The organism is Agrobacterium sp. CCNWLW155, assembly GCF_036888815.1.
Classification (GTDB): Bacteria; Pseudomonadota; Alphaproteobacteria; order Rhizobiales; family Rhizobiaceae; genus Agrobacterium; species Agrobacterium radiobacter.
In genome coordinates this window covers 163,843-183,483 of the sequence record NZ_JBAKFW010000004.1, presented here as the reverse complement: position 1 = coordinate 183,483, position 19,641 = coordinate 163,843, and the positions used below count along the sequence as shown (strand labels likewise).

Sequence of the window (19,641 nt, the reverse complement as noted above, 5' to 3'; positions counted from 1 at the left end):
CTAAACTTGTTTACTGAAATTATGATCGTGGTCCTGCTCACCGTATTGAACGGTGTGCTTGCCATGTCCGAGCTTGCCGTTGTCTCCTCCAGACCGGCGAGGCTCAAGGTGCTTGCCGCGCAAGGCAGCAAGGGCGCCACCATGGCGCTCGGCCTTTCCGAAAATCCCGGACGCTTTCTTTCCACAGTGCAGATCGGCATCACGCTGGTCGGCGTCCTTTCCGGCGCTTTTTCCGGTGCCACGCTCGGTGCCCGCTTCACGGCGTGGCTTCTGGAACAGGGTGTTCCCGACCGTGCCGCCGATGCGCTTGGCGTCGGCTCGGTGGTCGTCGCCATTACCTATCTGTCGCTGATCGTCGGCGAACTTGTGCCCAAGCAGATTGCGCTGCGCGATCCCGAAAAGGTCGCCGCCCGCGTCGCACCCACCATGATGCTGCTGTCCAAGGTCGGCGCGCCGCTGGTATGGCTGCTCGACAAGTCGGGCAAGACGGTTCTTGCCCTTCTCGGCCACAGCGGCGAGTCCAACGCATCGGTCACCGATGATGAAATCCGCACGGTTCTGGCCGAAGCCCATAGCGCTGGCGTGATCGAGACCGAGGAATCGGCGATGATCACCAGCGTCATGCGCCTTGCCGACCGCAATGCGCGTGGCCTGATGACGCCGCGTCGTGATGTCGAAGTGGTCGATATCGAAGACAGCGCCGAGGAAATCCGAGAGCAGCTTCGCCAGACGCAGCGTTCGCGCCTTCCGGTACGCAACGGCGCTTCTGATGAAATTCTCGGCGTGCTTTTCGCCAAGGATGCCTTCGATGCGCTGGCCTCCGGCAAGGAGCTCAACATTCGCGAGCTTCTGCGCGAAGTTCCTGTCGTGTCGGATCTGACGAGCGCTGTGGACGTCATCCAGTCGCTGCGTCGCTCCACCGTACACATGGTACTGGTCTACGACGAATATGGCCATTTCGAAGGTATCGTCAGCTCTGGCGACGTTCTGGAGGCCATCACCGGCGCCTTCCAGGAAGATAATGACGAGGAGCCGGCCATAGTCGAGCGCGAGGACGGTTCGTTCCTCGTCGCCGGCTGGATGCCCGCCGATGAGTTCGCTTATCGCATGGGCTTCAAGATCGACGAGGATGCCGAGTTCGAAACCGTTGCCGGTCTGGTTCTGGACGAGTTCCGTCGCCTGCCGGAACTGGGCGAACATGTGACCCGCAACGGCTGGCGTTTTGAAGTCATCGACCTCGACGGCCACCGCATCGACAAGGTTCTCGTGAGCCGGGCTGCCTGATGTCCGGCGACGTTGCCGAAAAAGCGAGACTGCGCGGCGAAAGGCTCGCCGCGCGCGATGCGCTGACGCCGACGGAGCGGCAGCAGAAGAGCCAGTCTATAACGGCCCATGGCGCCTCCGACATTGCCTTTGCGCGTGGCACCGTGATTTCCGGCTTCATGCCTATCCGCTCCGAGGCCGATACACGGCCGCTGATGGAAGCATTGCGGACAAGGGGCGGGCGTCTCGTTCTTCCCGTTGTGCTGGATCGTGAAACCATCGTCTTCCGTCGCTTCGAGGCGGATACGCCGCTGGTGAAAACCGGCTTCGGCACGACTGGCCCGGGCGAGGATGCGGAGGTTGTCGATCCGGATATTCTGCTCGTGCCTCTCTCGGTCTTCGATGGGCGAGGGCAGCGGGTCGGTTATGGCGCGGGCCATTATGACCGCGCCATTGCGCGGTTACACGCGAGGGGCAAACAGCCAGTTCTCATCGGCGTCGCCTTTGATTGTCAGGAAGTGCCATCCGTACCGGCGGAGCCGCATGATGTGTCGCTTCACGCCATTCTGACGGAAAGTGGCCTGCGCTGGTTTTCCGCTCCGTTGTCTATCTCCGATAGTGGGCAAAAGGCGCTTTAGCACTTTTTAAAAGATGGATTACCCGCTAGAGGGGACGAAATATAGAAACATGCGCAAGATCGGGGCGGGTGAATGAGGCTTCTTTTTCTCGGAGATATGGTTGGCAAGACCGGACGAACGGCTGTCTGGGAACGATTGCCGGGGCTGATTTCCGATCTGAAGCTCGATTTTGTGATCGTCAACGGTGAAAACGCCGCCGGCGGCTTCGGCATCACCGAAGATATCTATCTCGAGACCATCAATGCCGGCGCCGATGTTGTCACGACCGGCAACCATGTCTGGGACCAGAAGGAAGCGGTTTCCTTCTGCGAGCGCCACGACCAGTTCCTGCGGCCCGCCAATTATCCTGACGGTACGCCGGGCAAGGGCTCGGGCCTTTTTTATGCCCGCAACGGCGCACGCATATTGGTCGCCAACATCATGGGGCGGGTCTTCATGCATCCGGAACTGGACGATCCCTTCAAGTCTGCGGAAAACATTCTTGCCGCCTGCCCGCTGAAGGAACAGGCCGACGCCATCATCTTCGATTTCCATGCGGAAGCGACGAGTGAAAAACAGTGTTTCGGCCATTTTGTGGATGGCCGCGCGAGTTTCGTTGTCGGCACCCACACCCATGTCCCGACGGCGGATGCGCAGATCCTTAATGGCGGCACGGCCTATATGTCGGATGCCGGCATGTGCGGCGATTATGACAGTTCGCTCGGAATGGAAAAGGAAGAGCCGATCAACCGCTTCATTTCCAAGATGCCGAAGGGCCGTTTTGAGGCTGCCAGCGGACCGGCGACGATCTGCGGCGTCGGCGTCGAAATCTCCGACCGCACCGGGCTTGCAGAAAAGATCGCGCCGCTGCGCATCGGTCCCCGGCTCTCGGAAACCCTGCCCTCCTTCTGGGCGTAATCTCTCCCTGAAGCGTTCACAATGACGAGAGTGTGGGCCTTCCTGCTCTCTTGTAACTGGACGCTCCGCAAAACCTGCCTCATCCTCCCAACCTTCGCAAGTTCAGGGAGTGGCATGATGCTGCGCGTGCTAATGCTTGCAATATCGGGGCTGATCGCCTCATCGGGAGCGGCCTTCTCCCAGACGGAAAGCCGCCCGCCCGTCAGTCAATGCCAGGCGATCGCCAGCAACATTCCCGGCGTCATGTTTGCGAGCTTCAATCCGCCGGGTGTTCAGCTGGCTCAAGCGGCGAAGGAAGAGGTGAAGATCAGCTTCATCGGCCATTCCACCTATCTGATCGAAAGCCCAGGCGGGGTAACGATCGCCACGGACTATAACGGCGTCTATCGCCCGCCGGTCATGCCGACGGTAGTAACGATGAACCGGGCGCATTCGACCCACTTCACCCTTAGTCCGGACCCTGCCATTCAATATGTGCTGCATGGCTGGAGCGATACGCCGGGAGAAAAGGCCGAACACAAGGTTCTGGTAGGCGATGTCTATATTCGCAATGTCGCAACCGATATCCGCAACCGCTGGGGCGATTACGAATCCTTTCAGGAAAACGGCAATTCCATCTTCATCTTCGAAGTTGCGGGCCTGTGCATCGGTCATCTCGGCCATCTGCATCATGAGTTGACGGATACGCATTATGCAGAGATCGGCCGTCTGGATGTGCTGATGGTGCCGGTGGATGGCGGCTTGACCATGGGCGCTGACAGCATGAGCCGGGTGGTCAAGCGCCTGCGCTCGGCGCTGATCCTGCCGATGCACCGTACCGGCCCGCCGCTGGAGCAGTTTCTGACAATGTTTGGCGAAAGTTTTCGCATTGCCTATGCGACCGACCCGGTGATCCGGGTTTCGATGAGAAATCTTCCCCGCCAGCCGCAGATACTCGTGCCGAAAGGCATGTAGCATGGCGGTGGGCGAGGAAAGGCCGTAGGAGATGTTGATCAGGCAAAGTTGAGATGCTGGCGAACGCCGACATCTGGCGTCTTGTCATCCGACATGTTCGCCTTGGCGATTTCCCAGCCGAATTTAAGCGTGCTGTCCGTCGAAGCCCAGATATCGGCATCGTCGACATGCAACGCCAGCATTGTCAGCTGTGGATCGCTCTTGCCATGTTCATACCAGGCGGCCGTGACGGAATTCCAATATTCCTCGATCTTGGTTTTGTCGTCGCGCACTTCAAGAATGCCTGAAAGGCAGGCATGGTAGTCATGGTCCTTCCCCACCACGCAGAAATGCGCCCGGGAACCGGATTTCAGCGACTTCACCAGATCGGTGTCTTTTTTGGAGAAGAACCAGATCGTGTTGGTCTTGGGATCAGCGTGAGGCGCCATGGGCTGCATGTGATTATGCAGGCCTTCAAGACCGAGCATGCCGGCGTGGACGGAGTTGATCTCGTCCCAGAGCTGACGGGCCGGGGCTTCTCTTGCTTCAGTCAGGCTGACCATTTGTTTTCTCCTTCCGGTCTGATGCTGCGATGGAGAGAAATCAGGTGCCCTTCCGTCGCGTTCATGATCAGAACGAAGAGCGGATAAATCAGTTCCTTCTGTTGTTGCGGCAAGAGAAAGCGCTTGCGGGGTTGAACGGCGGGCGTATCGCACTTATAAGGCCCGCAATCTCCAAATTAAGACAATCAGGTTTTCCATGGCTGGTCATTCACAGTTCAAGAACATCATGCACCGCAAGGGCAAGCAGGACTCCGTACGGTCCAAAATGTTTTCCAAGCTTGCGCGCGAAATCACCGTTGCGGCAAAGGCGGGCATGCCCGACCCGAACATGAACGCGCGCCTGCGTCTGGCGATCCAGAACGCCAAGGCCCAGTCCATGCCGAAGGACAATATTGAGCGCGCCATCAAGAAAGCTTCCGGTGCAGACAGCGAAAACTACGATGAGGTCCGTTACGAGGGTTACGGCCCGGGTGGCGTCGCCGTCGTCGTCGAGGCCCTGACCGACAACCGCAACCGCACCGCCTCAAACGTCCGCTCCATCTTCACCAAGGCTGGTGGCGCACTCGGCGAAACCGGCTCGGTCTCCTTCTCCTTCGACCGCGTAGGCGAAATCACCTACAAGGCGGAAGTGGGCGACGCCGACAAGGTCATGGAAGCGGCCATCGAAGCGGGCGCTGACGATGTCGAATCTTCCGAAGATGGCCACACCATCATCTGCGGTTTCGAAGCGATGAACGAGGTTTCCAAGGCGCTGGAAGGCGTGCTCGGCGAAGCCGAAAGCGTCAAGGCCATCTGGAAGCCGCAGAATACGGTGCCGGTGGATGAAGAAAAGGCGCAGTCGCTGATGAAGCTCATCGACAATCTCGAAGACGATGACGACGTGCAGAGCGTCTATTCCAACTTCGAGGTTTCCGAAGAAATTCTCGCCAAGCTTTCCGCCTGACGTTTCATGTTTCAAAAAAGCCCCGGCAGCGATCCGCTCCGGGGCCTTTTGTTTACGCGGCCTTCTTTATGGAGGTTCGCACATCGGCAAAAATCTCGACCGACCGCAGCCGCTTTTCGATGTCATGGATCGGCATCGAGACAATCAGCTCATCCGCCTGCGTTTCCGCCAGGAAGCCATCGAGATGGCGTTCGATCGTCTCAGGCGAACCGACGGCGGCGAAACGCAGCGTGTGTTCGACAGAGAAACGCTCCATTTCGTTCCAGTAATCGTCCATGCTGTGCACCGGCTTCGGAAACTGCGTGCGCACATTGCGGCGCAGGTTGACGAATTGTTGCTGCGAGGAGGTGAAGAGATGTTGCGCCTCCTCGTCCGTATCTGCGCCGACACCCATTACACCCACCATCACATAGGGCTTGTCCAGCACTTCAGAAGGCTGGAACCGCTCGCGATAGATATGGATCGCTTCCATCAGCATATCGGGCGCGAAATGCGAAGCGAAGGAATAGGGCAGGCCAAGCGCTGCGGCGAGATGCGCGCTGTAGGTACTGGAGCCGAGCAGCCAGAGCGGCACGTTGGAATTCATGCCCGGTACGGCAAGGATTGCCTGATCCGGTTGCGGCGGACCAAGATAACGCTGGAGTTCGACGATATCGTGCGGGAAGTTTTCCGCGCCGGCATCGAGATTGCGGCGCAGGGCTCGCGCTGTGCGCATATCAGTTCCCGGAGCGCGGCCTAGACCGAGATCAACGCGGCCGGGAAGGAGCGCTGCAAGCGTGCCGAACTGCTCGGCGATAACGAGCGGGGAATGGTTGGGCAGCATGATACCGCCGGAACCGACGCGAATATGTTTCGTGGCCGCGCCCACATGGGCAATGACGAGGGACGTTGCCGCGCTGGCAATGCCGGGCATGCCGTGATGCTCTGCCAGCCAGATGCGGTTATAGCCGTGTTCTTCGGCCTTGATCGCCATTCGGCGGGAATTTTCGAGCGCCTCACTGACGCTCTCGCCTTCGCCGATCGGCGAAAGGTCGAGAATGGAAAAAGGTATCATCCGACGCTCCTGCGAAATTTAAATCTTTGCTGCGGATGTAAGGCGCGTGTCCCGATTTACCAGTGAAGTCGCGCAGAATTGAAGGATGGTTCAAAAAAATTGGGGCCTCCGAAGAGGCCCCGGTATTTCGCCGGCTGGCCTGTCTCAACCCACCCGCCTGAATTGCCTGTCCTCGCAATGCCCCGCGGCCTCGTTCTCCGGAGCCAATACGAACTGTCCGAGCCTGCCGTCCATTTCACCCGCTTCGGAAGCGAGATTGTGAATGGCGGCCGTCGTTTCCTCCACCATGGCGGCGTTCTGCTGGGTCATGGTGTCGAGGCTGGTGACGGTACTGTTGATTTCCGAAAGCGTGTGCGCCTCCTCGCGGGTAGACTCCATGATCTCTTCGATACGCGTGCTGATGGTCTGCACGTGTTTGCCGATGCCGGTCAGCGAAGCACCTGCCTTTTCCACCAGCACCACGCCCGAGGATACCTCGTCGGTGGAGCGCTTCAGCAGGCTGGTGATTTCCTTTGCGGCGGCGGCCGAGCGCTGCGCCAGTTCGCGCACTTCCTGGGCCACGACCGCAAAACCCTTGCCTGCGTCGCCTGCTCGCGCCGCCTCCACGCCGGCATTCAGCGCCAGAAGGTTGGTCTGGAAGGCGATTTCGTCGATGACGCCGATGATCTGGTTGATCTGGCGTGATGAGGTCTGGATCGCCTCCATGGCGGCGATTGTCTGCTCCATGACGCGGCTGGATGCCGTTGCCTCCGTGCTGGCGTCGCGGGCGATCCGCGTTGCCTGTTCGGCGCGTTCGATCTGGTCGCGGACGGCTTCGGTGATCGCCTTGATGGCGCTTGCCGTTTCGGTGATGGAGGCTGCCTGCCGTTCGGTACGTTCGGCGAGCTGGTCGGCCCCCACCCGCATTTCCTCGGAACCGCCACGAATGGCAGCGGAATTGCCGCCGATGGCCTGCATGGTTTCGCTGAGCCGGGCAAGCGCCGTGTTGAAGTTATGGCGCAGGCTTTCGAGATCGTCGGGGAAAGCGGTCTCGATACGATAGGCGAGGTTGCCATTCGCCAGCCGGTCGAGCCCCTCATCCAGAGATTGCACGACCATTTGCAGGGTGCCTGCCTCGGCCTCCCGTTCCGCAAGATGCGCGCGCCGGGCTGTTTCGGCTTCTTCCCGTGTGCGTGATGCGGTCTCTTCCATGTCCCGCTGCAGGATAAGTTTTTCACGGAAACTGCCGAGCGCACGCGCCATGCGGCCGATCTCGTCCTTTCGATCCTGATTGCCGATTTCCGCATCGAGACGGCCTGCGGCCACTTCGCCGGTCAGTCCGGCAAGCTTTTCCAGCGGGGCGAAGAGACGCCGCGCGAAAAAGGCCGTCGCTGCACACATGGCGGCCAGAACGCAAAGGCCGATCACGGCAAGCGTGCCGGCAATCGAGATGGAGCCAGCGTTCAACTCGCTGCGCAGCATGCTTTCCACCGCGAGATATTTTTCGTCGGCGAAAGAGAAGGGGCGGGCATAGGCATTGGCTTCGCCATCCGCGCGGTCGATCTTGGCAATGGTCATGCCCGCCGCGTTCAGGGCCTCGCCGTGGAAATCGTAGATGGCTGGGTCAAGGCTGACCAGCCTGTCGCCCTCAACACCGATAACCTTGCCATCGGCTGATATGATTGCGGATTGTTCCGAACTGCCCGCCGCGATGCCTTTCGTCAGAATCTGGCTGAAAACGCCTTCCTTGACCTGGAAGAGGACGATGCCCTTGAACGCGCCGAATTTGACAACCGGAACGCCGAAATAAATACCAGCCTCTTTCGTAGCCGCATCGATCCGCAGGCCGGAGAAACTGGTCTGCGCCACGTCGTTGACCGCCTTTTCGGCGTTCGCCGCGCCGCGCGCGAAGGCCGTACCAAGGCCGCTTTCCGCCCAGGTGCCGCCCTTGACGGTTTCCCCGAAGGCCGGTCCCTTCAGATAGGAATAATAGACCGTACCGGCGGGGTCGATGAAGAGAACATCGCTGAACGGCGTTCCCTTGATATAAGCGCCGATATCCGTCTGGGTCTTCTCATGGGTGGAGTAATAAAAGCCGCTGGGGCTTTCCGGCTTGATCAGCTTTTCCTTTTCGCCGAAGGGGTTTTCCTTGACGAAGACGCGCTGCAGTTCCGCCTTCGCGTCGCCTGCGTTTTTCTGCACGGTGGCCCAGCCGCTGCGCATGGAGACAACAGCCATCTGCAGGGATTCGATCTTGGCAATGGAATCCGCCTGCGTTTTCAGCTGCTCAAGGCGTTCCTGAAGCATATCGCCGCGGAAAACCAGAATGCTCTCCATGGATCTCGACGCCTGCTCCTCAAGAACGCCGCTGCTGCTTTGATAGCCGAGAAGTGTCAGAGCCCCGGTCGAGATCGCCATCAGCGCCAGGAAAATCGCGAGCACTTTGGTGGATATGGAATGAAAACGGTTCAGCATGGCCGATGCAGCCCTCAATGCCGGATCAGTTCCCGCGCCATGCATGGATGGCGCCATTGGACGGCTGATATGGCGAACATATTGTGCTGCGGATCATCATGTCCGCAGCTCCCCTTTTTTGATTTTGTGGAGAACAATGCGGTACGCGGTTTAAGCAGAGGTAAATGCTGCACTGCAAATTTGATCAATGTTGTCGTTTTGTTCACTTATCGCTGGCAGGGTCGCAGCCGGAAAGATAAGGTGCCTCATGCAAAAGACGATTCGAATCATCGGCATTGACCCCGGATTGCGGCGCACCGGATGGGGTGTCATCGACACCCTTGGCAACAGCCTGCGGTTTGTCGCCTCCGGTACCGTGACCTCGGATGGCGATATGGATCTCGCCTCCCGGCTGTGCCAGCTGCATGACGGGCTGGCTGACGTCGTGCACAGCTACCAGCCCGACGAGGCGGCGGTGGAGCAGACTTTCGTGAACAAGGATGCGGTTGCAACATTGAAACTTGGTCAGGCGCGCGGCATCGCCATGCTGGTTCCGGCGCGGGCAGGACTGCCGGTGTTTGAATATGCGCCGAATGCGGTGAAAAAAGCCGTCATCGGCGTCGGGCACGGCGAAAAGCAGCAAATTCACATGATGCTGAAAATCCTGATGCCGAAGGCCGAATTCAAGGGTAACGATGCGGCGGACGCTCTCGCCATCGCAATCTGCCACGCGCATAATCGCGGCGGCGACAGGATGGCGCGGCTTTTGGCGGCCGGTTGAATATTTAAAGTCTCATTGCAGCGGGCGGCATCATGATCGGAAAACTGAAGGGCAGCATCGAGGAAATCGGCGCGGACTATGTGCTGGTGGATGTGCATGGCGTCTGTTACGTCGCTTATTGTTCGGCGCGCACGCTGTCGAAAATCGGCTCCGTCGGGGAGGCGGTGGTGCTGTTCATCGAAACCTATGTGCGTGAAGACCAGCTGAAGCTTTTCGGCTTTCTCTCGGCACTGGAGCGGGAATGGTTTAACCTGCTGCAGAGCGTGCAGGGCGTGGGTTCGAAAGTGGCCCTGGCCGTCCTTTCCACGCTCTCGCCCTCCGAACTCGCCAATGCCATCGCGCTTCAGGACAAGGTGATGATTTCGCGTGCGCCAGGCGTTGGGCCGAAGGTGGCGGTGCGTCTTGTGACCGAACTTCGCAACAAGGCGCCTGCCTTTGCGGGAGAGGCTTCCGCCTCGATCGGGCTCAAGCAGGAGCTTGGTGAAGGCGTTGCATCCGCGCCGGTGGCGGATGCCGTTTCCGCGCTCACCAATCTCGGCTATTCGCGCGACCAGGCCGCCAATGCGGTTGCTGCCGCGCTGAAGAATGGCGGGGAGGGCGGTGACAGCGCCAAGCTTATCCGGCTCGGGCTGAAGGAGCTTTCGCGGTAAGGACGCCTGGCATGCGGACGTGGAGCCCCGGTTATCCTGAATTTCGTGAAGCGCGTTGATGCGATAGTCGTGATATAGGGGCGGCGACCACCTGATGAATTCGGTTAGAACAATGGAATGCCCTGAATGAGCGATGCGGAGAGACTGATTACCCCGGAAAAGCGTGGCGAGGATATCGACACCACGCTGCGCCCGCAGTCGCTGGATGATTTTACCGGCCAGGCGGAGGCCCGTGCCAATCTCAAGGTGTTCATCGAGGCCGCCAAGAACCGCGGCGAGGCGCTGGATCATGTGCTGTTCGTCGGCCCGCCCGGCCTCGGCAAGACCACGCTGGCGCAGATCATGGCCAAGGAACTTGGCGTCAACTTCAAATCCACTTCCGGGCCTGTCATCGCCAAGGCGGGTGATCTCGCCGCACTTCTCACCAATCTGGAAGAGCGCGATGTGCTCTTCATCGATGAAATCCACCGCCTCAATCCGGCAGTGGAAGAAATCCTTTATCCTGCCATGGAGGATTTCCAGCTCGATCTCATCATCGGCGAGGGGCCGGCGGCGCGCTCGGTGAAGATCGATCTTTCCAAATTCACCCTCGTTGCCGCCACCACCCGCCTCGGCCTCTTGACGACACCGCTGCGCGATCGTTTCGGCATTCCCGTCCGGTTGGCTTTCTACACCGTTGACGAGCTGGAACTGATCGTCCGGCGCGGCGCGCGGCTGATGGGGCTGAATATGACCGATGAGGGCGCGCGTGAGGTGGCAAGGCGCGCGCGCGGCACGCCGCGTATCGCCGGGCGGCTGTTGCGCCGTGTGCGCGATTTCGCCGAGGTGGCGCGGGCGGAAGCCGTCACCCGTGAGATCGCCGACGAGGCTTTGACGCGGCTGCTGGTCGACAAAATGGGTCTCGACCAGCTCGACATGCGTTATCTCACCATGATCGCCGTCAATTTCGGCGGCGGCCCGGTTGGCATCGAAACCATCGCCGCCGGCCTCTCGGAGCCGCGCGATGCGATCGAGGACATCATCGAGCCCTATATGATCCAGCAGGGTTTCATCCAGCGCACACCGCGCGGGCGCATTCTGACTGCAACAGCCTGGAAACATCTGGGCATGCAGCCGCCCAAGGATATCGAGGCGGCGCAGTTCCGTCTGACGCTTGAGGATGATTGAAGGAACAATCCCGGCTTGCCGGCTTTGATCGTCTTTGGCACGGAGATGGTCATGTCTGGATATCGAAAGGGTACCAAGGTCCGGTGGAACTGGGGCAGTGGCACCGGTGAAGGTAAAATCGTCGAGACTTTCACTGACGATGTCGAACGCACCATTGCCGGCTCCAGAATAAAACGGAAAGCGAGCAGGCAGGAGCCTGCCTATCTGATCGAACAGGAAGACGGTGCGAAGGTTCTGAAAAGCAGATCGGAGCTGGAACACGTCGATTGAACGACGCCGTCCTCTGGCGTCAAGGGAGGTACCCTCATGCCTTACGATCCGCTGCGGGTTTTCCGCAAACTCGCGCGCAACAACCGGCTGGCCAATTTCCGGCTGCATCAGGCCTGTCTTCAGCTTTCGCAGGAGGCGTTTGTCGCTTCCCGTGTCAGTTTCTTTCCCACGCTCAGGGCGACGCTGAACCACATCTACACCGTCGACCGGTTTTATATCGATGCCCTCCAGGGCGGCACGCTCGGCCTTGCCGCTTTTGCCGAAGAGGAGCCCTTCGCCACCATGTCGGATCTGCGAGCCGCTCAGATGGAGCTTGACGAGGCGCTGATCGCATTTGTCGATGGTTTGGACGAAGACGGCCTTGCGGCCGACGTCAATATTCACCGCGGCAGGCGTATCCAGCGGGATCGCTGCGACGATGTTCTGTCCCATCTCTTCCAGCACCAGACGCATCATCGCGGGCAGGCGCATGCGATGTTATCAGGGACCACGGTCAAGCCGCCGCAACTGGATGAATTCATTGTGGGAGATGATGCAAAGACGAGAAAAGACGAGATGGATGCGTTAGGGTGGACGGAAACCGATTTGATGTTTCCAGCCCGCAGGCCAGCACCATGACACACGATACCAAGCAGGACACCCGCATCCGCATCAAGTTCAAGCCGAAGCGCATTTTCCAGATGCGTGTCGCGGGACTGGCGTTTCGTGATGGCCATGTGCTGGTGCACCGGGCGTCGCATGAAAAATTCTGGACCTTTCCGGGCGGCCGTGCCGAAATGGGCGAACGCTCCGAAGAAACGCTGGCGCGTGAAATGGTCGAGGAGCTTGGCGTTGAAGCCAAGGTGGGACGTCTTCTCTGGGCGGTCGAGAATTTTTTCCACTACGAGGGCAAGGACTGGCACGAACTCGGGTTTTATTACCTGATGGACCTGCCGGAAACGCTGGCCTTTCATCCGACTGACATCATTCACCGCGTTCAGGACGGCGATAACGAACTGGAGTTCCGCTGGGTTGCGGCAACCCGGCAGGCATTGACGGAGCTTGATATTCCGCCCTATTTCATCGCCGACGAAATAGAACACCTGCCGAAGACCACACGACACCTCGTCTGGCATGACGGCGATCTGGACGATAAATGATCTCTGCGCCTGAACGCCACATGATCCGGCTGGACCGGAAACCGCAGCTTTTCAGCATGCGGGTTGCGGCGCTGATCTTGCAGAATGAGCATCTTCTGGTCCAGCGCGGCACGAAGGACAGCTACTGGGCCTTGCCCGGCGGCCGTGCCGAAATCGGCGAAAGCTCCGAGGAAACCATCATCCGCGAGATCGGCGAGGAGCTTGACCGGGATTGCTCGGTCGAGCGTCTCCTCTGGTCGGCCGAAAATTTTTTCGCCTATGACGATTATGCGGCGCATGAGCTGGGATTTTATTATCTTATTTCGCTTCGCCAGCCTCTGCCGTTCCATGAAAACGATATCGTGCATCGGGTGCTGGATGGCGTCGAGGTGGAGTTCCGCTGGCTGCGCGCGCAGCCATCAGCGCTTTTGAAGAGCGATCTGAGGCCCCGTTTCATCGCGGAGCGTATCGAGGCGCTGCCTCAACGGCATGAGCATCTTATCATCCGCGAAGGTCGTTCCGATGCTGCCGAAATTCTCAAGGAGATAGTATGAGCGAGCTTGTGGTTTCGCTTTCGGGTGAACTGATCGAACATGGCCACCGCCTGACGCAACGGGTCTATTATGAGGATACGGATTTCTCCGGCCTCGTTTACCACGCCCGTTATCTGCATTTTCTCGAGCGCGGCCGCACCGATTACCTGCGTTGCCTCGGCTGCGAACAAAGCGCGCTTTTGACCGCCGATGAGGAGGGGCTGGTCTTCGTCGTGCATCGCATGGAGATCGATTTCAAAAGCCCGGCGCGGATGGATGACGTGTTGACGATCACGACCATCACCGAAAAGGCCGGCGGCGCGAAAATGGTGCTCAATCAGGAAATCCGGCGGGGCGAAACCCTGCTGGTCGCCGCCAAGGTCATCATCGCCGTCATCAATGCCAATGGCCGCCCGAGGCGTCTTCCGGAGGCGGTTGCCGAAAAATTCCTGAAGTAATTGACGGCTCCGTCCAGTAAATCCATCCGGCGTGGCCCGGCTGTAACACTCCTTTAACCATAATGGTGTCTTACTTTAGCAACTGGCATTTGTGCGGCGCACGCCTTCCTTTCACCAAATTTATTGGCAAGTAAGGCTTACTGGCAAGTATCGGGGTATGGCTAAGGGGTTGGCGGCTGCGGCTGCAGGACTTCGAGCGTTAACACGCGTTTGAATCGCCCGGTCCCGTACCGGGCGTTTGGATTCGGGGATTGGATATTTATGGAACAGGCAGGTTTGGCAGCGGCGACGCACGATGTAAGTCTCTGGGCGCTGTTTATGCAGGCGGGCCTCATCGTGAAGCTCGTGATGATCGGACTTATCGCCGCCTCGGTCTGGACGTGGGCGATCGTCTTCGACAAATATGTGAGCTTCGGCAAGGCAAAGCGCCAGTTCGACCAGTTCGAACAGGTCTTCTGGTCGGGCCAGTCGCTCGAGGAGCTTTATCGCACGCTGGCGGAACGCCAGAATGGCGGTCTTGCGGCAATTTTCGTTTCCGCCATGCGGGAATGGAAAAAATCATTCGAGCGCGGCGCGCGTTCGCCCATTGGTCTGCAGATGCGTATCGACCGGGCGATGGATGTGACGATCGCGCGTGAAGGCGAACAATACGAGGCGCGCCTTGGTTCGCTCGCCACCATCGGTTCGGCTGGTCCCTTCATCGGTCTCTTCGGTACGGTTGTTGGTATCATGACCTCGTTCCAGGCGATTGCCGGTTCGAAGTCCACCAACCTTGCGGTCGTGGCGCCGGGTATCGCTGAAGCGCTTCTGGCAACGGCCATCGGCCTTGTCGCGGCTATTCCGGCAGTTATCGCCTACAACAAGTTCACGGCCGACGCGCACAAGCTTTCCGCCCGCATGGAAGGTTTTGCCGACGAGTTCTCCGCGATCCTGTCGCGCCAGATCGATGAAAAACTTCAGACGCGGCAGGCCGCCCAGTAAGCGGCCGCATGCTGTGCATGCTGTGCAGTAATTTGCCGCAAGGCAAAATGGAGTAGATGATATGGGTATGTCAGCAGGTGGCAGCGGCGGTGGTTCCGGTGGACGCCGGGGTGGGCGCGGCGGACGACGCAAAGGCGGCGCGATCAGCGAGATCAACGTCACGCCGCTGGTCGACGTCATGCTCGTGCTGCTCATCATCTTCATGGTGGCGGCGCCGATGATGACTGTCGGCGTGCCGATCGACCTGCCGCAGACCTCCGCCAATGCGTTGAACTCGGACACGCAGCCGATCACCATTTCCGTTAATGCCAATGGCCAGATCCATCTGCAGGAAACGGAAATTCAGGCGGCCGAAGTGGCCGACAAGCTGCAGGCGATCGCCACGACTGGTTATAACGAACGCATCTTCGTGCGTGCGGATTCCGTTGCCGCCTATGGCGTCGTTGCCGACGTGATGGCGCGTATCCAGGCGGCAGGCTTCAAGAATATCGGCCTCGTGACCCAGCAGAAACAGGACAATTGACGTAAAACGATGAAGGGCAGCCTTACCACATCCGCGATCGTGCACGCGTCGCTTCTGGCTTTCGCCCTCGTTTCCCTGGGCTCGCCGGAACCGCTTGACGTGTCGCAGGCCGAGGCCCTGCCTGTCGAGCTGGTGCCGATCGAGGAATTGACCCAGATCCAGCAGGGTGACAAGAAGGCACCGAAGGCCGAAAAGTCCGCTCCTGTTCCGACCACACGTCCTGACATCATCGAGAACGCCCAGAATGTCGGCAACAACACGGCCGATCTTGACGCGCCCCCGACGCCTACCACCAAGCCTAACGACAATATTAGCGCGGCGGCTCCGCCCAAGCAGGAGAAGCCGCAGCCGGTCGTCGATACCAAGGCGAACGAGGTGAAGGAAATCGTCAAGGAAGAAACCTCGGCTCCCAAGCCGCAGGAAATGGCCGCCTTGCCGCAGACCAAGCCTGAAATCGCGCCGCAGCCGAAGACGGAACCGCCGCCGCAGGAAACCAAGGCCGAAGAGCCGCCGCCGGCAACGCAGGAGCCGGCCGAAATTCCCGTGCCGCAGAACGTGCCGCGTCCGAATTCCCGCCCGGAGCCGCCGAAGCCGGAGGAGCCGAAGCAGGCCGAGACCAAGCCCGCCGAGCAGAAGCCCGCGGAAAAACCGGCCGAGACCAAGCCCGATCAGGCGAAATCCACCGATAAGCCTTCCGACAAGAAGCCGGGCGAGAAGAAGCAGGAGACTGCAAAATCCGCCTCTTCGAAGGAAAGCGATTTCAACGCTGACGATGTTGCAGCGCTTTTGAACAAGCAGGCGCCTTCCGGCGGCGGCGCCAAGCGCTCCACCCAGCAGGCGGCCCTTGGCGGCAAGAAATCGACCGGCGGCTCTACACTCAGCCAGACGGAAATGGATGCGCTGCGCGGCGCAATCCAGAAAAACTGGCAGATCATTCCCGGCATGGCGGATGCCTCGGACGTTCGCGTCCGGGTCACCATGAAGCTTGACCGTGATGGAACCATCATCGGTCGGCCCGAGATCGAGGCAACCGGCGGTTCGGAAGGAACGCGCCGTGCTCTTTCCGGCGGAGCCTATCGCGCCATCATGCGTTCTGCTCCGTTCACGAACCTTCCTGCCGACAAATATGACGCATGGAACGAAGTCGTCGTGAACTTCGATCCCAGTGAATTGCTATGAATGCTGAAAGGCCTGGCAACATGAAGATATTTTCGCCGATCCGGCTGGTGCTCGCTGTCGCGGCCCTCATGTCGGTTTTCTCCGCACCGGCTTTTGCGCGGGTGGAAATCAACATCAACAAGGGCAATGTCGAGCCGCTGCCTATCGCCATCACCGACTTCATGTCGAGCGATGGTATCGGTGCGCAGGTTTCCGCGGTCATCGCCGCCGACCTGCAGCGTTCCGGCCTCTTCGCGCCGGTCAACAAGAACGCCTTCATCGAAAAGATCAGCAATCCGGATCAGCAGCCGCGTTTCGAGGACTGGAAGGTCATCAACGCCCAGGCGCTCGTGACCGGCCGTGTCACGCGTGAAAGCGATGGCCGCCTGCGCGCCGAGTTCCGCCTGTGGGATACTTTCGCAGGCCAGCAGATGACCGGCCAGCAGTTCTTCACGCAGCCGGAAAACTGGCGCCGTGTCGCCCACATCATCGCCGACGCGATCTATGAGCGTGTCACCGGTGAAAAGGGTTACTTCGACACCCGCGTCGTTTTCGTCTCCGAAAGCGGCCCGAAAACCGCCCGCAAGCGCCAGCTCTCGATCATGGATCAGGACGGCTTCAACGTCCGCAATCTTACCAACTCGAACGACATCGTTCTGACGCCGCGTTTTTCGCCGAACCGTCAGGAAGTGACCTACATGTCCTTCGAAGGCCAGCAGCCGCGCGTTTACCTGCTGCAGCTGGAAACCGGACAGCGCGAAGTGGTCGGCAACTTCCCCGGCATGACGTTCTCGCCGCGCTTCTCTCCTGATGGCCAGAAGGTCATCATGAGCCTGCAGCAGGATGGCAATGCCAATATCTACACCATGGACCTGCGCTCGCGCACCACGACGCGGCTGACCAATACGTCGGCGATCGATACGGCGCCGTCCTATTCGCCTGATGGTCAGCGTGTCGCCTTCGAAAGCGACCGCGGCGGCCGCCAGCAGATCTACGTCATGAATGCCGATGGTTCCGGCCAGCAGCGCGTCTCCTTCGGTGATGGTTCCTATTCCACGCCGGTCTGGTCCCCGCGCGGCGATCTGATCGCCTTCACCAAGCAGTCGGGCGGCAAGTTCTCGATCGGCGTGATGAAGACCGACGGTTCGGGCGAGCGCATTCTGACCAGCGGGTTCCACAATGAAGGCCCGACCTGGGCGCCGAACGGCCGCGTGCTGATGTTCTTCCGCCAGAACGCCGGTGCCGGTGGTCCGCAGCTCTATTCGATCGACCTGACGGGATATAACGAACAGCTCATCAAGACGCCGACCTTCGCTTCGGATCCGGCATGGTCGCCGCTTCTGGACTGATATGACTGTCATGATGGCGCCAGCATGAACCGGCGCCATCATGTTTTACCTGATACCATGGGGAAGTGTGCCTCTTTCTTGCCGCAAAGTGTTGTGAGGGAGCAAAAAACTGGGACATTTTCTTTCTGTTAACCATAAGCGTTTGCCGGCTATTAACCGCGATCAGTTAGTGTCCGGAAACGTTATTGAAATCCTAAGGAGAGACCGGCGATGAGCCGTACACACATTTCGGCACTCAGCCCCATGCAGAAACTGGCCCGTAACCCGGCTGTCATCGCCATGACGCTCGCGCTTGCTCTCGCAGGCTGCGCGAACAAGAAGAACATGCCGAACAGCGCCGGTGAACTCGGCCTTGGTGGCGCGGGCTCCGCAACGCCGGGCTCCCAGCAGGACTTCACGGTCAATGTCGGCGACCGCATCTTCTTCGACACTGACTCCACCTCGATCCGCGCCGACGCCCAGCAGACCCTGCAGCGCCAGGCCCAGTGGCTCGCCCGTTATCCGAACTACGCCATCACCGTTGAAGGCCATGCCGACGAACGCGGTACGCGTGAATACAACCTTGCGCTCGGCGCCCGTCGTGCGGCTGCAACCCGCGACTTCCTGGCTTCCCAGGGCGTTCCGGCAAACCGCATGAAGACGATCTCCTACGGCAAGGAAAAGCCGGTCGCGGTTTGCGACGACATTTCCTGCTGGTCGCAGAACCGCCGCGCCGTGACGGTTCTCGGTGGCGCGGGCATGTGATTGCCTGACGTTATTGTGATCTTGAATGGGAGGCGGTCTTCGGGCCGCCTTTTGTTTTTTTCATAGTTTGGCCGAAGTTAAGTTGCTTTTTCGGTTGATATGGAAAAAATCCGGCTTGCGCCATTCCGGTGCAAATCAGTTAAGGCAGGACGAATGAGATGAAGAAACTTGTCGTGGCGGGAATGCTGGGGCTTGCAGCCTGCACCGGCTTGAGCGGCGCAGCCGTTTCGGGTCCGCTGTTCGGTGCGGGGGGTAGTTTCGGCACGATCAACTCTCAACAGCAGCTCCCGGTCGTCCGGGTTCAGGCCAATGAAGCCTATCGGGTTCAGCAGCTTGAAGAACAGATCCGGCAGCTCAATGGCCGTATCGAAGAAATGAGCTTCCAGCTTCTGCAGATGCAGGAAACGATCCGCAAGGCGCAGGAAGACAACGAGTTCCGCTTCCAGGAACTGGAAGGCGGCAATGCCGGCGGCAAGGGTGCAAGCCCGACCGCTGCACCGAAAAAGAAGGCGGAAGCCAGTCCGGTCAATCCGGCCTCGCCGCCGACCGACGACGTTGCAACGATCATCGAAACGCCACCCGAGGGTGGCGCTTCCGTTTCTCCCTCTGCTCCCTCCAGTGCTCCGACAGGCGCACCGGGAGAGACGACGCTCGGCTCGATCGAGCTTGATTCCAAGGGAATGCCGATTGGCGGCACGCTCAATTCCGGCGCCAGTAATTCCTCCGGCAACCTTCCCGGTGTGACCACCGGCAACAGCGCCCGCAAGACCGATCCTGTCAACACGGCGGCGCTGACCAGCGAAGGCGACATCTATCAGGCCGCCTACGGCCATGTCCTTTCCGGTGACTACAAGCTGGCGGAACAGGGTTTCCAGCAATATCTGCAGGGTTACCCCAAAGGCACCAAGGCCGCCGATGCGAGCTTCTGGCTGGGCGAGGCGCAATATTCCCAGGGCAAGTTCAACGAGGCCGCCAAGACCTTCCTGAACGGCCATCAGGCCTATGGCAAGTCTCCGAAAGCGCCGGAAATGCTGATGAAGCTCGGCATGTCACTTGCCGCTCTCGACAATACTGAAACCGCCTGCGCCACGCTGCGCGAGGTGCCGAAGCGCTATCCCAATGCTTCGAAGACCGTGCTGACCAAGGTCGCCAGCGAACAGAAACGGCTGAGCTGCTGATTTTCCC

At 59.6% G+C, this 19,641-nt stretch carries 22 protein-coding genes; 19 read left to right on the top strand and 3 right to left on the bottom strand.

Annotation, left to right across the window (positions count from 1 at the left end):
* The first annotated feature begins 21 nt into the window (after positions 1 to 21).
* The 4 genes from V6S97_RS15370 (at position 22) to V6S97_RS15355 (ending at position 3,752) form a co-directional block, all read left to right on the top strand.
* Positions 22 to 1,284, top strand: a complete 1,263-nt coding sequence (locus tag V6S97_RS15370) for a hemolysin family protein (RefSeq protein ID WP_003506208.1) — start codon at positions 22 to 24, stop codon at positions 1,282 to 1,284.
* Entirely contained in the window at positions 1,284 to 1,901 is a 618-nt protein-coding gene (locus tag V6S97_RS15365) for a 5-formyltetrahydrofolate cyclo-ligase (protein ID WP_111794489.1), read from the top strand. Before V6S97_RS15370 ends, V6S97_RS15365 begins: the two co-directional genes overlap by 1 nt.
* 72 nt (positions 1,902 to 1,973) lie before the next feature.
* Positions 1,974 to 2,798 carry a TIGR00282 family metallophosphoesterase gene (locus V6S97_RS15360; protein ID WP_003506212.1) on the top strand — a complete coding sequence of 275 codons (825 nt, stop codon included), beginning with the start codon at positions 1,974 to 1,976 and terminating at the stop codon, positions 2,796 to 2,798.
* Positions 2,799 to 2,912: 114 nt separating this feature from the next.
* The gene (locus V6S97_RS15355) at positions 2,913 to 3,752 is read left to right on the top strand and encodes an MBL fold metallo-hydrolase (RefSeq protein WP_111797611.1); all 840 of its coding nucleotides are present in this window, start codon (positions 2,913 to 2,915) and stop codon (positions 3,750 to 3,752) included.
* 38 nt (positions 3,753 to 3,790) lie between these two features.
* On the opposite strand, the gene V6S97_RS15350 is transcribed toward V6S97_RS15355, so the two are convergent.
* Positions 3,791 to 4,294 carry a pyridoxamine 5'-phosphate oxidase family protein gene (locus V6S97_RS15350; protein WP_003506216.1) on the bottom strand — a complete coding sequence of 168 codons (504 nt, stop codon included), beginning with the start codon at positions 4,292 to 4,294 and terminating at the stop codon, positions 3,791 to 3,793.
* Between the two features lie 196 nt (positions 4,295 to 4,490).
* Between V6S97_RS15350 and V6S97_RS15345 the strand changes: the two genes are divergently transcribed.
* Complete coding sequence (locus V6S97_RS15345) at positions 4,491 to 5,237, top strand: YebC/PmpR family DNA-binding transcriptional regulator (RefSeq protein WP_003497595.1); 747 nt, start codon at positions 4,491 to 4,493, stop codon at positions 5,235 to 5,237.
* Between the two features lie 52 nt (positions 5,238 to 5,289).
* On the opposite strand, the gene V6S97_RS15340 is transcribed toward V6S97_RS15345, so the two are convergent.
* Both V6S97_RS15340 and V6S97_RS15335 read right to left on the bottom strand, forming a co-directional pair.
* Positions 5,290 to 6,291, bottom strand: coding sequence for an LLM class flavin-dependent oxidoreductase (locus tag V6S97_RS15340; protein ID WP_031233679.1), 1,002 nt, complete (start codon positions 6,289 to 6,291; stop codon positions 5,290 to 5,292).
* A 144-nt stretch (positions 6,292 to 6,435) separates the two neighbouring features.
* Positions 6,436 to 8,745, bottom strand: a complete 2,310-nt coding sequence (locus tag V6S97_RS15335; RefSeq protein ID WP_334427544.1) for a methyl-accepting chemotaxis protein — start codon at positions 8,743 to 8,745, stop codon at positions 6,436 to 6,438.
* Between the two features lie 247 nt (positions 8,746 to 8,992).
* Here V6S97_RS15335 and ruvC point away from each other — a divergent pair, with 247 nt between their 5' ends.
* From ruvC to ybgF, 14 genes are all read left to right on the top strand, one after another.
* Positions 8,993 to 9,505 (top strand): crossover junction endodeoxyribonuclease RuvC, encoded by a 513-nt coding sequence (ruvC, locus tag V6S97_RS15330; RefSeq protein ID WP_020809619.1) that lies wholly within the window; start codon positions 8,993 to 8,995, stop codon positions 9,503 to 9,505.
* 32 nt (positions 9,506 to 9,537) lie between these two features.
* Positions 9,538 to 10,155, top strand: a complete 618-nt coding sequence (ruvA, locus tag V6S97_RS15325) for a Holliday junction branch migration protein RuvA (protein ID WP_003506224.1) — start codon at positions 9,538 to 9,540, stop codon at positions 10,153 to 10,155.
* Positions 10,156 to 10,281: 126 nt separating this feature from the next.
* A complete protein-coding gene (gene ruvB, locus V6S97_RS15320) occupies positions 10,282 to 11,322 on the top strand; it encodes a Holliday junction branch migration DNA helicase RuvB (protein WP_003506226.1) in 1,041 nt (346 codons plus the stop codon).
* 51 nt (positions 11,323 to 11,373) lie between these two features.
* Positions 11,374 to 11,592, top strand: a complete 219-nt coding sequence (locus tag V6S97_RS15315; protein WP_077998660.1) for a DUF2945 domain-containing protein — start codon at positions 11,374 to 11,376, stop codon at positions 11,590 to 11,592.
* 36 nt (positions 11,593 to 11,628) lie between these two features.
* A complete protein-coding gene (locus tag V6S97_RS15310) occupies positions 11,629 to 12,210 on the top strand; it encodes a DinB family protein (protein ID WP_003506229.1) in 582 nt (193 codons plus the stop codon).
* Positions 12,207 to 12,731: an NUDIX hydrolase gene (locus V6S97_RS15305; RefSeq protein WP_003506231.1), complete on the top strand. Its 525-nt coding sequence runs from the start codon at positions 12,207 to 12,209 to the stop codon at positions 12,729 to 12,731. Before V6S97_RS15310 ends, V6S97_RS15305 begins: the two co-directional genes overlap by 4 nt.
* Positions 12,728 to 13,264: an NUDIX hydrolase gene (locus V6S97_RS15300; protein WP_003506234.1), complete on the top strand. Its 537-nt coding sequence runs from the start codon at positions 12,728 to 12,730 to the stop codon at positions 13,262 to 13,264. The genes V6S97_RS15305 and V6S97_RS15300 overlap by 4 nt, the downstream gene beginning before the upstream one ends.
* On the top strand, positions 13,261 to 13,701 hold the full coding sequence (ybgC, locus tag V6S97_RS15295; protein WP_003506236.1) for a tol-pal system-associated acyl-CoA thioesterase: 441 nt from the start codon (positions 13,261 to 13,263) through the stop codon (positions 13,699 to 13,701). Before V6S97_RS15300 ends, ybgC begins: the two co-directional genes overlap by 4 nt.
* A 261-nt stretch (positions 13,702 to 13,962) precedes the next feature.
* Complete coding sequence (gene tolQ, locus V6S97_RS15290; RefSeq protein ID WP_003497570.1) at positions 13,963 to 14,682, top strand: protein TolQ; 720 nt, start codon at positions 13,963 to 13,965, stop codon at positions 14,680 to 14,682.
* A 61-nt stretch (positions 14,683 to 14,743) separates the two neighbouring features.
* Entirely contained in the window at positions 14,744 to 15,205 is a 462-nt protein-coding gene (gene tolR / locus V6S97_RS15285) for a protein TolR (protein ID WP_003506238.1), read from the top strand.
* A 9-nt stretch (positions 15,206 to 15,214) separates the two neighbouring features.
* On the top strand, positions 15,215 to 16,384 hold the full coding sequence (locus V6S97_RS15280) for a hypothetical protein (RefSeq protein WP_060723155.1): 1,170 nt from the start codon (positions 15,215 to 15,217) through the stop codon (positions 16,382 to 16,384).
* Between the two features lie 20 nt (positions 16,385 to 16,404).
* On the top strand, positions 16,405 to 17,712 hold the full coding sequence (tolB, locus tag V6S97_RS15275) for a Tol-Pal system beta propeller repeat protein TolB (protein WP_003506242.1): 1,308 nt from the start codon (positions 16,405 to 16,407) through the stop codon (positions 17,710 to 17,712).
* Positions 17,713 to 17,922: 210 nt separating this feature from the next.
* Positions 17,923 to 18,456 carry a peptidoglycan-associated lipoprotein Pal gene (gene pal / locus V6S97_RS15270; RefSeq protein ID WP_003506243.1) on the top strand — a complete coding sequence of 178 codons (534 nt, stop codon included), beginning with the start codon at positions 17,923 to 17,925 and terminating at the stop codon, positions 18,454 to 18,456.
* Positions 18,457 to 18,614: 158 nt separating this feature from the next.
* The gene (gene ybgF, locus V6S97_RS15265) at positions 18,615 to 19,634 is read left to right on the top strand and encodes a tol-pal system protein YbgF (RefSeq protein ID WP_003506245.1); all 1,020 of its coding nucleotides are present in this window, start codon (positions 18,615 to 18,617) and stop codon (positions 19,632 to 19,634) included.
* Positions 19,635 to 19,641 lie beyond the last annotated feature (7 nt).

Coding starts and splice junctions, on each gene's coding strand:
- V6S97_RS15370 (WP_003506208.1), top strand. CDS start 22: ATGATCGTGGTCCTGCTCACCGTATTGAACGGTGTGCTTGCCATGTCC.
- V6S97_RS15365 (WP_111794489.1), top strand. CDS start 1,284: ATGTCCGGCGACGTTGCCGAAAAAGCGAGACTGCGCGGCGAAAGGCTC.
- V6S97_RS15360 (WP_003506212.1), top strand. CDS start 1,974: ATGAGGCTTCTTTTTCTCGGAGATATGGTTGGCAAGACCGGACGAACG.
- V6S97_RS15355 (WP_111797611.1), top strand. CDS start 2,913: ATGATGCTGCGCGTGCTAATGCTTGCAATATCGGGGCTGATCGCCTCA.
- V6S97_RS15350 (WP_003506216.1), bottom strand. CDS start 4,294: ATGGTCAGCCTGACTGAAGCAAGAGAAGCCCCGGCCCGTCAGCTCTGG.
- V6S97_RS15345 (WP_003497595.1), top strand. CDS start 4,491: ATGGCTGGTCATTCACAGTTCAAGAACATCATGCACCGCAAGGGCAAG.
- V6S97_RS15340 (WP_031233679.1), bottom strand. CDS start 6,291: ATGATACCTTTTTCCATTCTCGACCTTTCGCCGATCGGCGAAGGCGAG.
- V6S97_RS15335 (WP_334427544.1), bottom strand. CDS start 8,745: ATGCTGAACCGTTTTCATTCCATATCCACCAAAGTGCTCGCGATTTTC.
- ruvC (WP_020809619.1), top strand. CDS start 8,993: ATGCAAAAGACGATTCGAATCATCGGCATTGACCCCGGATTGCGGCGC.
- ruvA (WP_003506224.1), top strand. CDS start 9,538: ATGATCGGAAAACTGAAGGGCAGCATCGAGGAAATCGGCGCGGACTAT.
- ruvB (WP_003506226.1), top strand. CDS start 10,282: ATGAGCGATGCGGAGAGACTGATTACCCCGGAAAAGCGTGGCGAGGAT.
- V6S97_RS15315 (WP_077998660.1), top strand. CDS start 11,374: ATGTCTGGATATCGAAAGGGTACCAAGGTCCGGTGGAACTGGGGCAGT.
- V6S97_RS15310 (WP_003506229.1), top strand. CDS start 11,629: ATGCCTTACGATCCGCTGCGGGTTTTCCGCAAACTCGCGCGCAACAAC.
- V6S97_RS15305 (WP_003506231.1), top strand. CDS start 12,207: ATGACACACGATACCAAGCAGGACACCCGCATCCGCATCAAGTTCAAG.
- V6S97_RS15300 (WP_003506234.1), top strand. CDS start 12,728: ATGATCTCTGCGCCTGAACGCCACATGATCCGGCTGGACCGGAAACCG.
- ybgC (WP_003506236.1), top strand. CDS start 13,261: ATGAGCGAGCTTGTGGTTTCGCTTTCGGGTGAACTGATCGAACATGGC.
- tolQ (WP_003497570.1), top strand. CDS start 13,963: ATGGAACAGGCAGGTTTGGCAGCGGCGACGCACGATGTAAGTCTCTGG.
- tolR (WP_003506238.1), top strand. CDS start 14,744: ATGGGTATGTCAGCAGGTGGCAGCGGCGGTGGTTCCGGTGGACGCCGG.
- V6S97_RS15280 (WP_060723155.1), top strand. CDS start 15,215: ATGAAGGGCAGCCTTACCACATCCGCGATCGTGCACGCGTCGCTTCTG.
- tolB (WP_003506242.1), top strand. CDS start 16,405: ATGAAGATATTTTCGCCGATCCGGCTGGTGCTCGCTGTCGCGGCCCTC.
- pal (WP_003506243.1), top strand. CDS start 17,923: ATGAGCCGTACACACATTTCGGCACTCAGCCCCATGCAGAAACTGGCC.
- ybgF (WP_003506245.1), top strand. CDS start 18,615: ATGAAGAAACTTGTCGTGGCGGGAATGCTGGGGCTTGCAGCCTGCACC.